The sequence below is a fragment of the Haloechinothrix aidingensis genome, assembly GCF_013450155.1.
GTDB lineage: Bacteria > Actinomycetota > Actinomycetes > Mycobacteriales > Pseudonocardiaceae > Haloechinothrix > Haloechinothrix aidingensis.
The window spans coordinates 64,812-79,116 of the sequence record NZ_JACCKD010000001.1 but is presented as its reverse complement, the minus strand read 5'-3'; the positions used below and the strand labels follow the sequence as shown (position 1 = coordinate 79,116).

Sequence of the window (14,305 nt, the reverse complement as noted above, 5' to 3'; positions counted from 1 at the left end):
GGGAGTAGTGGGCCTGTTCAACCACAGGCTTGTTGATACCTGTGTACAACCTGGGGATAAACGTGACCCATTAGAGAGCTACCCCAGGTCAGGCCCTGTGGGCATGCTGTGGATAACTTCGTGGAAATTCGCCCGGCGTGTCGTGGCGACATCGCCATCGGGCGTGTCGTCATACGACCGCGAGGGCACCGCGCACAGTAGCGGGCGGGCCCTTCACGTGCCGGAAGGACCCGCCCGTCACTGGTGTGCACACGCCCGGGGCGCGGCGTTACCCCGCTGGGTGGATGGCGACCTGGAAGGACGCCGTCACGTCGGGATGCAGCCGGACCGAGACCGGGTGGGGCCCGACGCTCTTGATGTGCCCGTCCAGCTGGATCGTTCGCTTGTCCAGCTGGGGACCGCCTGCTTGCTTCACCGCGGTGGCCACGTCGGCGGGCGTGATCGAGCCGAACAGCTTGTTCGAGTTCTTCGCCGCCTTCGCCTGCACCGGGACCTCGCCGAGGCCCTCGAGGGTCTGCTTGATTTCCTTGGCGTGATCCAGGTCCCTGATACGCCGGGCTTCCTGCGCGCGGCGGATCTCGGCGACGGTACGCTCCGCCCCCTTGGTGGACCGGATCGCGTAGCCGCGCGGCAACAGGTAGTTGCGCGCGTAGCCGTCCTTGACCTCGACGATGTCCCCGGGCTCGCCGAGGTGGGCCACGTCCGTGGTCAGAATGATCTTGGCCATGACGTGCCTCCTTACTTGGCCGTCGAGGTGTACGGCAGCAGGGCCATCTCGCGGGAGTTCTTCACCGCCGAGGCGACCCTGCGCTGGTGCTGGCTGCAGTTGCCGGTGACCCGGCGAGCGCGGATCTTGCCGCGATCCGAGATGAACTTGCGCAGCAGGGTCGTGTCCTTGTAGTCGATCGGCTCCGAGCGGCCGTGCTTCTCGGCCGCGCAGAAGATGCAGACCTTCTTCTTCGGCTTGCGAATGGGTGGCTTGGCCACGGTTGTACTCCTGTGTCTCTGTTCAGCAAGTCGGGCTACTCGTCGTGGGTGGCTCGCCGCTCGCCGGCGTCACAGCCGGGACGGTTCGTCGTGAGCCGCCGTCCGGGCGACCCTCGCCGCCGGGGAGTAGCCCTCCTGATCTCAGCGTGGTCGTCTACTTAGAAGGGTGGTTCGTCGGAGAAACCGCCACCGCCGCTCGCGGCGGGAGCGGAGCTCCACGGGTCGTCGGCTGGGGTCTCGCTGGCGCCCGCGCCGCCGCCCGCGCCGCCGAACCCGCCGCTGCCGGATCCCCGGCTGACCTTGTTCACCTTCGCGGTGGCGTACCGCAGGGACGGTCCGACCTCGTCGACTTCGAGCTCGACGACGGTGCGCTTCTCGCCTTCCTTCGTCTCGAAGGAGCGCTGCTTGAGCCTGCCCTGCACGACGACGCGCATGCCCCTGGCCAGGGACTCGGCCGCGTTCTCGGCGGCCTGGCGCCAGATGTTGCAGCGCAGGAAGAGCGCCTCACCGTCCTTCCACTCACCGCTCTGCCGGTCGAACTGCCGCGGCGTGGACGCCACGGTGAAGTTCGCGACCGCGGTGCCCGACGGTGTGAAGCGGAGCTCGGGATCGGCTGTGAGGTTGCCGACAACCGTGATGATGGTGTCACCGGCCATGGCGTATCACCTCAGGCCTTCGCCGCGTGCGGGACGGTCTCGCGCCGCACCGTCTTGGTGCGCAGGATGAACTCCTGCAGCGACAGTTGCCGTTCGAGCTCCTTCACGGCCTGCGCCTCCGCGGTGATGTCGACGACCGCGTAGATACCTTCGCTGTGCTTGTTGATCTCATAGGCGAGCCTGCGGCGGCCCCAGATGTCGATGTTGTCGACGCTGCCGCCTGCGGTGCGGATCACCTTGAGGAACTCCTCGAGCGTGGACTCGACTTTCCGCTCGTCGATGCTCGGCTCGAGAATGACCATTACCTCGTAATGGCGTGACACAACCACTCACCTCCTCTGGGCTTACGGCCACGGGCCTTCCGTGGCAGGAGGGTTTAGCCAACTGGTCAGTGTAGTTGTCGCCCGCGGCAACCCTGTCGCAGGGGCGTCTCAGACGTGGCGCAACACCCAGGTGCGGAACAGTGCGGCACCGGTGCCGGCCAGCGCGATCACCGCGAGCAGGACCGGAAGCTGCATGGTGGGCTGCTGCTCGCTCGCCGCGAGCGCCTCAGCCTCGCCGGGGTGCTGCGCGGCATCCCCCTCCGGCTCGTCGGCACCGAGCATGCCGAACTCCGGGGCCGAGCCCGCGGATCCGTCGGTGCCGTACAGCTCGCTCGGCGCCGTGCCGTACTCCGCGGCACCCGCCTGCGCCTCCGGGATGTCGCCGTAGTCCCTGCGCGGTGCGCGGGCGTCACTGCCGCTGCGGGACTGGAACTGTTCGTAGCGCTCGCGCAGGTCCTGCTCGTGGCCCGCGGCGGATTCGGACCGCTGCCCGTTCTGCGCCGAGCCGTTCTGGCTGCCGTTGTCCTGCTGCCTGCCGGAACCGCCCTGGGAGTCGCCGCCGGACCGCGCTCCGTCGTTGCCGTCGCTGCCGGAGTCGTGGTCGGTGGCCGCCACGGCTATCGCGCAGGCGTTCGAGACGCTGTCGGTGATCCGCTCCCTGTTCTTCTCCCGCTCCGCGATGTCCTCGACGTCGGGAACACTGTCGATCTTGTCGAGCACGGCCTCGGCGATCGTCTCGCCACTGCGCACCGAGCTGCCCTTGTCGGGCACGGTGCCCAGCGGGATGGGGTCGAACTTGCCGGCATCGAACGCTTCTTCCATGCGTGTGCGCTCACTCTTGATGCCGAGCAGCGGTGCGTCCAGCCCGTCACGGACCGACTCGACGACGTTGTCCCGTACCGCGTCGGAGCTCAGCTCGATCGACTCACCAACCGAGCCGCTGATCTCCGCGGAGCAGCCCTCGGCACTGACCGCGGCCGCCGCGGTGCCCGTGGTGCCCAGCAGGGTCGCGCCGGTGAGGAACCCGGCCAGCCCGAGCGCGGTGGTGGTTCTGCGGGCAGGCTGGCCCTCGAGACAGGCGGGAAACCGCACGGTGATGTCCTCCGTGAATAGGGCTAAAGGAGCTGACCTTGGTTATAACGTGTTCTCGTTCGTGATACCACTCGTTCGTGTGTGATATGTATCACGCAGACGCGAGGGCCTTGCGCAGCACCCACGAACGTACGAGTCCGGCGCTGGCCATCGACAGCGCGAGTACCGCGATCAGCATCGGTGCGCCTACAGTACCGCTGCCCTGGCTCGGGAGGGCGTCCGCACTCCCCGCGTTGGTCAGCTCGCGCTGCTCGGCCCCGGACTCGCCCTGGCCGAGGAGGCCGAACTCGGGGCTGTAGCCGGGAACGTCCGAGCCGTAGCGCACGCCGGGCGAGGTCACCATCGAGCTGTTCGCGTACGGGACCGACGCGAAGCTGTCCATCGGCAGCATGCCGCCTGCCATGCTGGTGGGAACGTTGCTCCACCCCGGCACGGTGCGGCTGTCGTAGGCGGCGCTGTTCGGTGAGCGCATACTCGGCTTCGGCTCGGGGTCGTTCTTCGCGTCTCCGGACCCGCCGGACTTCCCGCCCGTGCCGGACCCGTCGGAGCCGCCACCGGTTCCGGGTGCCGGCGCGGGGTCGTTCCCGCCTCCTCCGCCGCCGACGACGTCGTCCACGGTATCGCCGAGCTGCTCGGTGGTATCTTCGACCGCCTCCGTGACGGGTTCGGTCGCCTCCTGGACGGGCTCGCTCACGGTGTTCACGGCCGTGACCGTGACCTCGCACACGGACGGGAGCGAGATGCCGAGCAGTGACAGGTCGCCGAGGTAGCCGAGCAGCTCCGACTCCGGCACGGCGAACGTGCTGGTGCCTTCCTGCGCCGTGCCGAGGGAGATCGTCGGGGCTCCGGAGATTCCGAGTGCCGATTCGAGGTCCAGCGAGATCGGCTGGCCCGGCTCCCCCTCGAGGGTGGCGCCACAGCTGCCCGCGATGAGCGGCGAGGACCCCACCGCTGTTCCGGGGACCGCTATCGCGGACACGCCCGCGAGCAGCACAGATGCCGCTCCCAAGCTGGCCACATCCCGTTTGAGCTTGCCCATCTCGTTCCCCTGACTCGTCACTCGCCGGTAACGCGCTTTCGTGCTCCTACCCTGATAACGATGCTAGGCGACGTTCGTGACGCGAAACAGTGTTCAGCGTGTGCTTCCGTGCTCGGCGACCAGGGACGCGGCTGGGGTACGGGCCTTCTTCGCCTTCGCGCCGAGCGTGACGGAGTCGCGGGCACGGTCGAGTACCCCGCCGGCCGGGTCGTCCGCGCCGTGCTGCCGCACGAGATCCGTGCTCGGCCGGTAGATCTGGTAGATGATCAGCGCGCTCAGCCCGAGCACCGCGAGGTCGCGCAGGACGACCGCGGTGAGGAACCACCCCTCGGGCAGGCCCATGTTGTCCGTCCCCAGGAAGTAGTACATGCGGGGGACCCATACCAGCGCGTCCAGCACCATCCAGCCGAGCAGTAGCCGCCAGTGCGGGAGCGCGAGCACGGCCAGTGGCACCAGCCACAGGGAGAACTGCGGGCTCCACACCTTGTTGGTGATCAGGAACGCGGCGACAAGGAGGAAACACAGCTGTGCCAGCCGGGGACGTACCGGGGCCGACAGCGCGACCCACGCGATGCCGGCACAGCAGGCGACGAACAGCCCCGCGCTGACGGCGTTGAGTATCACCGGGGTCTCACCGGGGGCGAGTTCGCCGTCGAAACCCGGCCATCCGCTGAAGTACGAGATGACGTTGTAGAGGGAGTCCGGGTCCATCCCGCGCTCGGAGTTGAGCCGGAGGAACTCCCGCCAGCCCTGTGGATAGAGCAGGGCGATGGGCAGGTTCACCGCGGTCCAGGCTAGGACGGTGAACACCGCTGTGCGCAGCCAGGTGCGGAGCTTGCGTGCGCGCAGGCACAGCAGGAGCAGCGGCACGAGAAGGAACAGCGGGTAGAGCTTGGCCGCCCCGCCGAGCCCGAGCAGCACACCGGCGAGCGTGGGCTTGCGCCGGGACCAGGCGAGTATCGCGGCGGCGGCGAACGCGACCGCGAGGGTGTCCCAGTTGGTGAACGCGTGCACGATCGCCAGCGGGGAGACGGCGACCAGTGCCGCGTCCCACGGTCTGCCTCGCGCGGTCGTCGACACCGCCCAGACCACCACCAGCCAGGCGGCGGCCAGCCACAGCGCCGTGATGTTGAAGTACACCACCACGGGTAGCGCGGTGGGGAGCAGCGCCGTATCGGCACCGTCGGTCCAGGCGTGCGCGATCTGCGCGTTGGCCCACTGGAACAGCCCGGTGAGCACCGGGTACTCCATGTACCGCTGCTGTTCGTGCTCGGTTCCCTCGCCATCGACCCAGCCGTCCCGGTAGGGGAACGTGCCGGGATCGTCGAGGCGCTGCGCGCCGAACAATGGGACGACATCGGAGTAGCACATGGCCACGTACTGGCGATCGGAACGCCAGTCGAGTGCGAGGGTCCCCTCCCCGGTCTCGTACTGCTGGACGCACCCGGCCTTGCCGAACCAGCCCAGCGTCAGCGCCGCGATCGCCAGCAGCAGCGTTACCCGCAGCGGGGTCCAGAACCAGTGCCTACCGACCGCGGCGTGGGTACCGAGGGGGCCGCCGAACGGGTGGCTCGCCTGTGCGGCGAGAGGCTCCGTCCAGGTCGGGACGACCCGCTCATGGTGCTCGGCGCTGGCGTGCAGCGGGGCACTGCGCCGGGACTCCCTGGGGCACTCGCCGGTGGATTCCCCGGGGAACTCGCCGGGGGACTCACTGCGCGGATCGCTGGGCACGAGTCGGATGGTATTAGGCCGAACGGTCCACGGTGCGCCCGCGCCGTGGAGTTACCACGGATCCCCCGGTCAGCGGCTACGGCATGAAGCCGTTGCCGCCGTCCTCGTCACCGCCGTCCTGGCCGCCGGGGCCGTTCCCGGGACCGTCGTCGCCCCCGTCGCCCCCGTCGTCGCCGGTGCCGTCGTCCTGGCCGCCGTCGCCGCCGTCCTCGCCGCCGGTGCCGTCGTCCTGGCCCCCGTCGCCACCGTTGCCGCCATCACCGTCGTCCTGGCCGCCGTCGCCACCGTTGCCGTTGCCGCCGTCCTCGCGGCCCTCGTCCTCGCGGCCGTTCTCGTCCCGGGGCGGGGGCGCGTCGTCCGGGCCGCCACCCCGCTCCCGTTCGGTCGGTTCGGGTGGCTCCGAGGGCTTACCGATCGTCTTCACCTCGGTGAAGTCCTCGTGCGGGGTACCCTCCAGGTAGGTGTCGGTGAACGTCTTCCAGATCTGCCCCGGCAGGCCCGAGCCGTAGATCTTGGCGTCGTTCGCGTCGCGGATGGGGTCCGAGCCTGAGTCACCGACCCACACCGCGGTGGAGATCGACGGCGTGTAGCCGACCATCCAGGCCTGCGAGTTCTCCCCGTCCACGTGGGACTGGTGGGTTCCCGTCTTGCCCGCGCAGGGCCGCCCGCCCGCGCAGGACAGGTTGGAGTAGGGCAGGACCGGCTCGAGAGTCTGGGTCACGTTACCGGCGATCTGCTCGCTCTCCTCCTCGTCGCTGGCGAAGGCCGGCTCGCCCTCCGGGCGGTGCTGGTAGATGGTCTCCCCGTCGTCGGTGGTCAGCTTCGAGATCAGGTGCGAGTCCCGCTGAATTCCGTCCGCGGCGAAGGTGGCGAAGGCGGATGCCATGTCGCGCGGGGTGACGGTGGTGGCGCCGCCGCCGATCGCGATACCCGCGTCGGCGGTGCTGAGCTCGGAGCGTTCGCTCATCCCGGCCGAGCGCGCCGCCTCGGCCACCGCTGCCGGGCCGGTGTCGTTGACCACCATGTCGTAGAAGACGGTGTTCAGGGAGCGCTTCATCGCCTCGGCCACCGTGCAGTTGCCGCACGACTCGCCGTTGACGTTGTTGATGGTCACCGGTTCGTCGCCCGCACCGAACGTGCGAGGCGAGGATCCGTCGTACGTCTCCCCCGGTCCCTTGCCCTGCTGGAGCAGCGCGACGAAGTCGAACGCCTTCATGGTCGAGCCGGGGTTGCGCGCGGTATTCGCCCAGTCGCGCTGGTTCTTCTCGGAGACCTCACCGCCGTAGTAGGCGCGGACCGCCCCCGAGTTGGGGTCCACGGCGACGAGCGCGTCCCGCAGGTTCTCCGGCTGGCCGTCCATGACTTCGCGTACGGACTCCTGGGCGGCGTCCTGGGCGCGCTGCTCGATCGTGGTGTGAACCTGGTACCCGTTCGCCCGGACCTCGGACTCCGAGTAGCCGATCTCCTCGAGCTCCTCGTTGATCCGTTCCTTGATGTAGTGCTTCGGCCCGCCCATCGTGGTCATCTGGGTGGCCTCGTGGGGAAGCGGCTCGGGGAACCCGGACCGGGACCGCTCGGCGTCGGACATCCAGTCGTTGGCGACCATCTGGTCCATCACGTAATTCCAGCGCCGCTCGGCGTAGTCGCGGTTGTCCGACCTGCTCGGCGCCTGGATGATCCCGGCGATGAACGCCGCCTCGTGCTTGTCCAGATCCTCGACGTCCTTGCCGTAGTAGGCCTGGGAGGCCGCCTGCACACCGTAGGCCCCGCGACCGAGGTAGATCGTGTTCAGGTACGCGGTGATGATCTCGCTCTTGGTCTGCTGGTTGTTCATCTTGAAGGCGCGGACGATCTCCGTTGCCTTGCGCTGCAGCGTGTGCTCGTCGGAGTCGGTCGCGACCTTGATGTACTGCTGGGTGATGGTGGATCCGCCGCCGGACCCGCCGGTGAGCTGGAGGTAGGCGGCGCGCGCGATAGCCGTGAGGTCGAAGCCCCTGTTGGTCTCGAACGTCGCGTCCTCGGCCGCGTACGCCGCGTGTTTCATCTCGTCCGGGATCTCGCTGGCGCTGAGGATCACCCGGTTGCCGTCCGGGGCGTCCCGCCCCATCTCCTCACCGTCGGAGTAGAAGTAGGGCACGACGCCGCCCTGCGCCTCGGCCACCTCGTGCGGGGTCGGCACGTCCACGACCAGGTAGGCGATGCCGAACGCGGCCATCGGCAGCACCACGAACAGTGCGACGAAGGCATAGATGGCACGCCGCAGCCACACACCGCGCCTGCGGCGGGGCTTCGTGCGGTCGCCGCCGCCACCACCGCCGGGCTCGGCTCCCGGCTCGGCATGCGCGGCCGTGGCACCGGAGCCCGCCGCGCCGGTGATCGCCGTGCCGGAGAGGTAGGCGTTGATGCGTTGCTCGGCAGCGGGGTCGGTAGGTGCGGCCGTACCGTCCTCGCGGTGGGTGAGCAGCTGGGGCTCGGCGCCGGGGAACGGCTGGTAGTCGTCCCTGTCGATCGGCGGGAGCATTTCCGTGACGTAGTCGTCGTCGAACGAGCCCTGCGGACGGCCGGGTGCGCCACCGCCACCCTGCTGTGGAGGGCCTCCGGGCTCACTGAAGCTGTGCCGACCCCCCGCGGGGCCGTCCGCCCCGGGCTGCCGACCGGGCTGCTGCCCGCCGGGTGGGTTGCCGTGTTGACCGCCGGGCCACTGGGGTCCCTCGGGACGGGCCGGACCCGCCGGTGGGCGTTCCCACTGGGTCTCCTCGCCGGTAGGCCAGCGCGGCTCCTCGCCGGACGGCCACTGCGGCTGGTTTCCTCCGCCGAAGGAGTGTCGTCCTGGTCTGCGTTCGTCGCTCACGAATACGCCTCACTCAAGGGGCTGCTGCCTGCTGCGCGCGTGAACGGCCGGGGCCGGTTCCGCCGGTACCGAGAACGTAGGAGATCGCGACATGGTTCCAACGGCACATGCGGCACACCTCCACCACAAAGACGGTGAACTCCGAGAATAGCTGGGTCATTCGATCAAGCTCATCCGGCCGGCGGGCGGATCCGGACGCTTGCCCCAACTCGGAACCGAACACCCACGCCACCAGGCTCATGTTTCGCCTGGTGCAGACGGGGCACGGGTGCTCGATGTGTTCACCGTGATACTCGGCGGCGCGCAGCAGGTACGGACCGGCGTCACAGACTTCCGCGCGGCTCACTGTGCCCGCGCGGTACTGCCTGAGCAGCGCGCGTTTGCGTAACGCGTAGTCCACGATGTGTCGCTGGTTCCGCACAGGCACAGCGTACGTGTCCCGGGCGGATGTCCCCAACGATCGCGCGGTGCCCCTCCCGCGGACGCACCTGGCACCACAGCTGCGGGCCAGGTCAGGACCGGTGCCGGGACGGGATGCGGACACCGGCCCTCCGGTTGTCTATCCGGCATCGGTGTGAGCTACCCGACTCGGGGACAGGCGCGATGAGGAGACGCCGATGTATCGGTGCGATATAGTGGTATGACATATCGCGGGTTCGTCGGACGGTTCCCGTGTGCGCGAGCCGGGCACGGGCCCGCCGGTGGGTCTCGCGGGCAGGCATGGCCGATAAGCACGGCGAGGAGGTGCAGGATGCTGGAGTTCGCGATCCTCGGGCTGCTGCACGAGGCGCCGATGCACGGCTATGTGCTGCGGAAACGCCTGCACGACACGCTGGGGATGTTCCGGACGTTCTCGTACGGGTCGGTCTACCCCACCTTGCGCAGGTTGCAGCGTGCGGGCCTGATCGCGGAGGAGCCTGCTGAACTCGGCGAGGGTGAGTCCACATCCGGTACCCAGCGCGGCCAGAACCGCACCTGGGGCCGTAAGGCGCGACGCGTGTACAAGCTCACGGCCGACGGCAAGGAGCGGTTCGCCGAGCTCGTCGGCGACGCGGGGCCGCAGACCTGGGACGACGAGGGTTTCGGAGTGCACCTGGCCTTTTTCTCCCGCACGCCCGCCGATGTGCGGATGCGGATCCTGGAAGGGCGCAGGCGCCGCGTGGAGGAACGGCGGGAAGGGTTGCGTGCCGCGCTGTCCCGCGCCGAGGAACGGATCGATCGCTATACCCGCGAGCTGCACAGGCTCGGCCTGGAGAGCAGCGAACGCGAAGTGCGCTGGCTCAACGAGCTGATCGCGCACGAGCAAGCGGAGCAGCGCAAGCAGATGGAATGAGTCGCTGTCTTGTAGCCACAGCAGTGACAAGTCTCAAGTGAAGGAGAACCGGCATGGGCGAGAACCGCCGCAGCGCGAGCAGCTCGAGCGCTCGAGCCGATAACGCTGTCAGGGTGGCCATCGTTGGCGTCGGCAATTGCGCGGCGTCTCTTGTGCAGGGCGTCGAGTACTACCGTGACGCCGATGTCGACTCGCGTGTGCCTGGACTGATGCACGTGCAGTTCGGTGACTACCACATTGGTGACGTGCAGTTCGTCGCGGCGTTCGACGTGGATGCGAAGAAGGTCGGCCGCGATCTGTCCGAGGCGATCGTGGCGAGCGAGAACAACACCATCAAGATCGCGGATGTGCCGCCGCTCGGCGTCACCGTGCAGCGGGGGCACACCCATGACGGGCTGGGCCGTTTCTACAGGGAGACGATCTCCGAGTCCGATGACACGCCCGTCGACGTCGTCGCGGCTTTGCGTGAGGCCGAGGTCGACGTGCTGGTCTCGTACCTTCCGGTCGGCTCAGAGGATGCGGACAAGTTCTACGCGCAGTGCGCCGTCGATGCCGGTGTCGCCTTCGTCAACGCGCTCCCCGTGTTCATCGCCTCGGACCCGGAGTGGGCGCAGAAGTTCACCGACGCCGGCGTGCCGATCGTCGGCGACGACATCAAGTCGCAGGTCGGCGCGACGATCACGCACCGAGTGCTTGCGAAGCTGTTCGAGGATCGCGGCGTGCAGCTGGATCGCACGATGCAGCTCAACGTCGGCGGCAACATGGACTTCATGAACATGAAGGAGATGGAGCGGCTCGAGTCCAAGCGCGTCTCCAAGACCCAGTCGGTGACGTCGCAGGTCGATCGTGATCTCGGTAAGGACAACGTGCACATCGGCCCGTCCGACTACGTGGCCTGGCTGGACGACCGCAAGTGGGCGTATGTCCGCCTGGAGGGCCGTGCCTTCGGCGACGTTCCGCTGAACATGGAGTACAAGCTGGAGGTGTGGGACTCGCCGAACTCGGCGGGAATCATCATCGACGCGGTACGCGCGGCCAAGATCGCCAAGGACCGGGGCGTCGCCGGTCCCGTGCTCGGCGCCTCGTCCTACTTCATGAAGTCGCCGCCGGAGCAGTACCACGACTCCGTCGCGCACGACGCCGTGGAGCGCTTCATCAACGGCGAGGACTAAACCGCCCGGGGCGGGGAGCCCAAGGTGACATGCGGCTCCTTCTACGGAACCAAGGTCACCTCGGGCTCCCCGCCGCCGCGCCCTGCGACGCTACGGTGGCGGTTATGACGCGATCACCCTTGGCCCTGGTGACCGGGGCATCCAGTGGCATCGGAACCGCCGTGGCGCACGCGCTGGCACCTACCCACCACCTGCTGCTCGGCGGGCGGAACAAGCGTTCCCTCGACGCCCTGGCCTCCTCGTTGCCCGCGGCGACACCCTGGCAGGTCGACCTGACCGACCCGGACAGGATCGCCGAGGCTGTGCACGGCGTCACCGAACTGGACGTGCTGGTGCACTCCGCGGGCATCGCCACGCTGGGCACGGTGGAGCAGGCGAGCATGGCCGACTGGCGTGCCAACTTCGAGGTCAACGTCGCCGCGGTCGCGGAGCTGACCAGGCAGCTACTGCCTGCGCTACGCGAGGCGCGCGGGCACGTCGTGCTGATCAACTCGGGCGCCGGACACAACGCGCGACCGGGCTGGGGTCCGTACGCGGCGAGCAAGTTCGCCTTGCGCGGGTTCGCCGACTCGTTGCGCGGCGAGGAAGAGCCTGCCGGGCTGCGGGTCACGTCGGTGTACCCGGGACGTACCGCCACGCCGATGCAGGAAGCCATCGTCGCGGGCGAGGGCCGCCGCTACGAGCCCGAGCAGTTCCTCCGCCCGGAGTCGGTGGCCGGTGCGGTGCGCCACGCGGTCACGGCGACCGCGGACGCGCATGTCACGGAGATCACCGTCCGCCCGGGCTGATCCTCCTCACCCGCGCAGGCGCCCCGCGGTCGCGCGCACGTCCGCCTGCGCCTGGCCACGGTCGACACGTGTCGACTCGCCCTCGGTGACGACGTGTTCCCCGGCGACCCAGACGTCGGTGACGCGCCGGGAGCCCGCACCCCACACCAGGTTCGCGACCAGCTGCTCGTCCGGGGCGTCCGCGCCCGCGACGAACGCGGGATCATCCAGGTCGATGTGCACCAGGTCGCCCCACCGCCCCGGCTCGATCGTGCCGATGTCGGTGCGGCCGAGGGCGGCTGCCCCGTCGCGGGTGGCCAGCAGCAGGGCCTGCTCCGCGGACACGGCGGTGGAGTCGCCGGTGCTCAGCCGCGCCAGCATCGCGGTCAGCTGCACCTCGTGCAACAGGTCCAGGTCGTCGTTACTGGCCGGGCCGTCTGTGCCAAGGCCGACGGGAACACCCGCGGCGAGCAGCTCGTTCAGCGGGGCGATTCCGGAGGCGAGCTTGGCGTTCGAGCCGGGACAGTGCGCCACGCTGGCGCCGCTGCGCGCCAGCAGCGCGATATCGGTGGCGTCGACATGCACCGCGTGCGCCAGCAGCGCCCGCCCGGACAGCACGCCGACCTCGTCGAGCAACCGCGGTACCGAGCCGTACCGCTCGCGCAGCTCGGTGTCCTCGCCCGCGGTCTCGGCGGCGTGGATGTGCACGAGCGCTTCGCGGGCGCGTGCGGACTCCGCGATCACCTCCAGCGCGTCGGCGGGCAGCATGTACGCCGAGTGCGGCCCGTAACCGAGTTCGATGCGCTGCCCGGGACCGAAGATCCGGCCGTCGGTGTCGATCCAGTCGTCGATGTGCTTGACGGCTGCGCGCCAGCTCAGCCCGGGCAGGTCGATCACGGGTCCGGTCAGCACCAGCCGGCCTCCGGTACGCAGCACGGCATCGGCGACCCGCTCGCCCTGGTAGTACATCTCGGTACTGGTGGTCACGCCGTGGCGGAGCATCTCGACGGAACCGAGCAGCATGCCCGCGTGTACGTCGTCCGGGGTGAGCGCGGCCTCGGCCGGGAAGACCACCTCGTGCAGCCAGCGCATCAGGGGCAGGTCGCCCCCCATGCCGCGCAGCAGGGTCATCGGGCTGTGCGCGTGCGCGTTGATCAGCCCGGGCAGCAGGATCCCGGTGAGCTCGGAGACGGCCGCGTCGTGCCGCTCCGGCGCGCCGGCCCGCGGTCCGCAGTAGGTGATGGTGCCGGTGGCGTCCACATCCACCGTGGCGTCACGTAGCACGGTGAAAGGGTCGCCGCACGGCAGGACGATCGGCGCGTGGATTCGACGTGACATGGGCCCGATCGTGCCACGTTCACACGCGCTCCAGGATGAGGTCACGGGAGACGCGTCCCTCGCTCTCCGCGCGCGACTCGAACTTCGTGACCGGTCGCCACACCGGCCGCGGCGCCCAGCCACCCGGCTGCCGCGCATGCGGGTTGTACAGCAGCGGCTCGGCCGCGCACACCTCGCGCATCTGCTCGGCGTAGTCCTGCCAGTCGGTGGCCAGGTGCAGGGTGCCGCCCTTCTCGATCCTGGAGGCCAGCAAGGACACGAACTCCGGTTGGATGAGCCTGCGCTTGTGGTGCCGCTTCTTCGGCCACGGGTCGGGGTAGAAGATGCGGACCTGGTGCAACGACTCCGGCGCGAGGTGCTCGCGCAACAGCACGACGGCGTCGCCGCGCAGCAGCCGCAGGTTGTCCAGCTCCAGCTTCTCGGCGCGCAGCAGCAACTGACCGAGACCAGCCGCGTAGACCTCCACGGCGAGGTGGTTGAGGTCGGGAGCGTTGTAGGCGAGCTCGGCCGTGGTCTCGCCCATCCCGGAACCGATCTCCAGCACGACGGGGGCCTGCCTGCCGAACCACGCGCCGATGTCCAGCTGCCCGGGCGGTAGTCCGGCGATGTCGCGGCCGTACCGGCCCCAGCCGCGTTCCCAGGCCTTCTGCTGGCCGACGGTCATGCGGCCGCCCCTGTGCACGTAGCTGACCACGTTTCGGCGGGGTCGCTGCGCACCGGACCACTCGTCGGGTGAGGTGGGGTGTTGGCTGCTCACGATGAGTCGGGTCTCCGGTAGGGCTGGGTGCTCGGCTGGCGACTTCGACTTTACCCAGGTGGTGGCGATCACCCCGGGCGGGACGTGTGGCACGCGAGGTGACGGGGAGCTACCGGTGACGACCGCACCCGGGGAACGAAGAGGGCCGGACCGGCAGGGAAGCTACCCCGTACCGCGGCGCTTCGCGCCCCGGATCTCCCTGACCGGTCCGGCCCTTTCCCCCGACGGGTCGTGCGTTCCCCGAGCGACGCACGACCCG

The 14,305-nt window shown here is 69.3% G+C and carries 14 protein-coding genes; 3 read left to right on the top strand and 11 right to left on the bottom strand.

Annotated elements, in window-relative coordinates; all coding sequences use genetic code 11:
• Positions 1-268: 268 nt before the first annotated feature.
• The 9 genes from rplI to H0B56_RS00285 all read right to left on the bottom strand — a co-directional run bounded on the left by rplI (position 269) and on the right by H0B56_RS00285 (position 9,100).
• The gene (rplI, locus tag H0B56_RS00330) at positions 269-727 is read right to left on the bottom strand and encodes a 50S ribosomal protein L9 (RefSeq protein ID WP_180890907.1); all 459 of its coding nucleotides are present in this window, start codon (positions 725-727) and stop codon (positions 269-271) included.
• A gap of 11 nt (positions 728-738) precedes the next feature.
• Positions 739-987 (bottom strand): 30S ribosomal protein S18, encoded by a 249-nt coding sequence (rpsR, locus tag H0B56_RS00325; protein WP_089299420.1) that lies wholly within the window; start codon positions 985-987, stop codon positions 739-741.
• Positions 988-1,145: 158 nt separating this feature from the next.
• A complete protein-coding gene (locus tag H0B56_RS00315) occupies positions 1,146-1,643 on the bottom strand; it encodes a single-stranded DNA-binding protein (protein ID WP_180890905.1) in 498 nt (165 codons plus the stop codon).
• Positions 1,644-1,654: 11 nt separating this feature from the next.
• Complete coding sequence (gene rpsF / locus H0B56_RS00310; protein ID WP_180890904.1) at positions 1,655-1,966, bottom strand: 30S ribosomal protein S6; 312 nt, start codon at positions 1,964-1,966, stop codon at positions 1,655-1,657.
• Between the two features lie 108 nt (positions 1,967-2,074).
• Positions 2,075-3,058, bottom strand: a complete 984-nt coding sequence (locus H0B56_RS00305) for a hypothetical protein (protein WP_180890903.1) — start codon at positions 3,056-3,058, stop codon at positions 2,075-2,077.
• A 91-nt stretch (positions 3,059-3,149) separates the two neighbouring features.
• A complete protein-coding gene (locus H0B56_RS00300) occupies positions 3,150-4,097 on the bottom strand; it encodes a hypothetical protein (protein ID WP_180890902.1) in 948 nt (315 codons plus the stop codon).
• Between the two features lie 93 nt (positions 4,098-4,190).
• Positions 4,191-5,738 carry a glycosyltransferase family 87 protein gene (locus H0B56_RS00295; RefSeq protein ID WP_180891618.1) on the bottom strand — a complete coding sequence of 516 codons (1,548 nt, stop codon included), beginning with the start codon at positions 5,736-5,738 and terminating at the stop codon, positions 4,191-4,193.
• A gap of 166 nt (positions 5,739-5,904) precedes the next feature.
• Positions 5,905-8,679, bottom strand: a complete 2,775-nt coding sequence (locus H0B56_RS00290; RefSeq protein ID WP_343063689.1) for a transglycosylase domain-containing protein — start codon at positions 8,677-8,679, stop codon at positions 5,905-5,907.
• Positions 8,680-8,692: 13 nt separating this feature from the next.
• Complete coding sequence (locus tag H0B56_RS00285; RefSeq protein ID WP_180890901.1) at positions 8,693-9,100, bottom strand: DUF5318 family protein; 408 nt, start codon at positions 9,098-9,100, stop codon at positions 8,693-8,695.
• 330 nt (positions 9,101-9,430) lie between these two features.
• Between H0B56_RS00285 and H0B56_RS00280 the strand changes: the two genes are divergently transcribed.
• From H0B56_RS00280 to H0B56_RS00270, 3 genes are all read left to right on the top strand, one after another.
• A complete protein-coding gene (locus H0B56_RS00280; protein ID WP_089299414.1) occupies positions 9,431-10,012 on the top strand; it encodes a PadR family transcriptional regulator in 582 nt (193 codons plus the stop codon).
• Between the two features lie 53 nt (positions 10,013-10,065).
• On the top strand, positions 10,066-11,184 hold the full coding sequence (locus tag H0B56_RS00275) for an inositol-3-phosphate synthase (RefSeq protein ID WP_180890900.1): 1,119 nt from the start codon (positions 10,066-10,068) through the stop codon (positions 11,182-11,184).
• A gap of 104 nt (positions 11,185-11,288) precedes the next feature.
• Positions 11,289-11,972: an SDR family oxidoreductase gene (locus H0B56_RS00270; RefSeq protein ID WP_180890899.1), complete on the top strand. Its 684-nt coding sequence runs from the start codon at positions 11,289-11,291 to the stop codon at positions 11,970-11,972.
• A 6-nt stretch (positions 11,973-11,978) separates the two neighbouring features.
• Here H0B56_RS00270 and H0B56_RS00265 read toward each other — a convergent pair whose 3' ends face one another.
• Positions 11,979-13,289 carry an amidohydrolase family protein gene (locus H0B56_RS00265; RefSeq protein WP_180890898.1) on the bottom strand — a complete coding sequence of 437 codons (1,311 nt, stop codon included), beginning with the start codon at positions 13,287-13,289 and terminating at the stop codon, positions 11,979-11,981.
• Positions 13,290-13,308: 19 nt separating this feature from the next.
• Entirely contained in the window at positions 13,309-13,953 is a 645-nt protein-coding gene (gene trmB, locus H0B56_RS00260) for a tRNA (guanosine(46)-N7)-methyltransferase TrmB (RefSeq protein ID WP_219632156.1), read from the bottom strand.
• Positions 13,954-14,305: the final 352 nt, after the last annotated feature.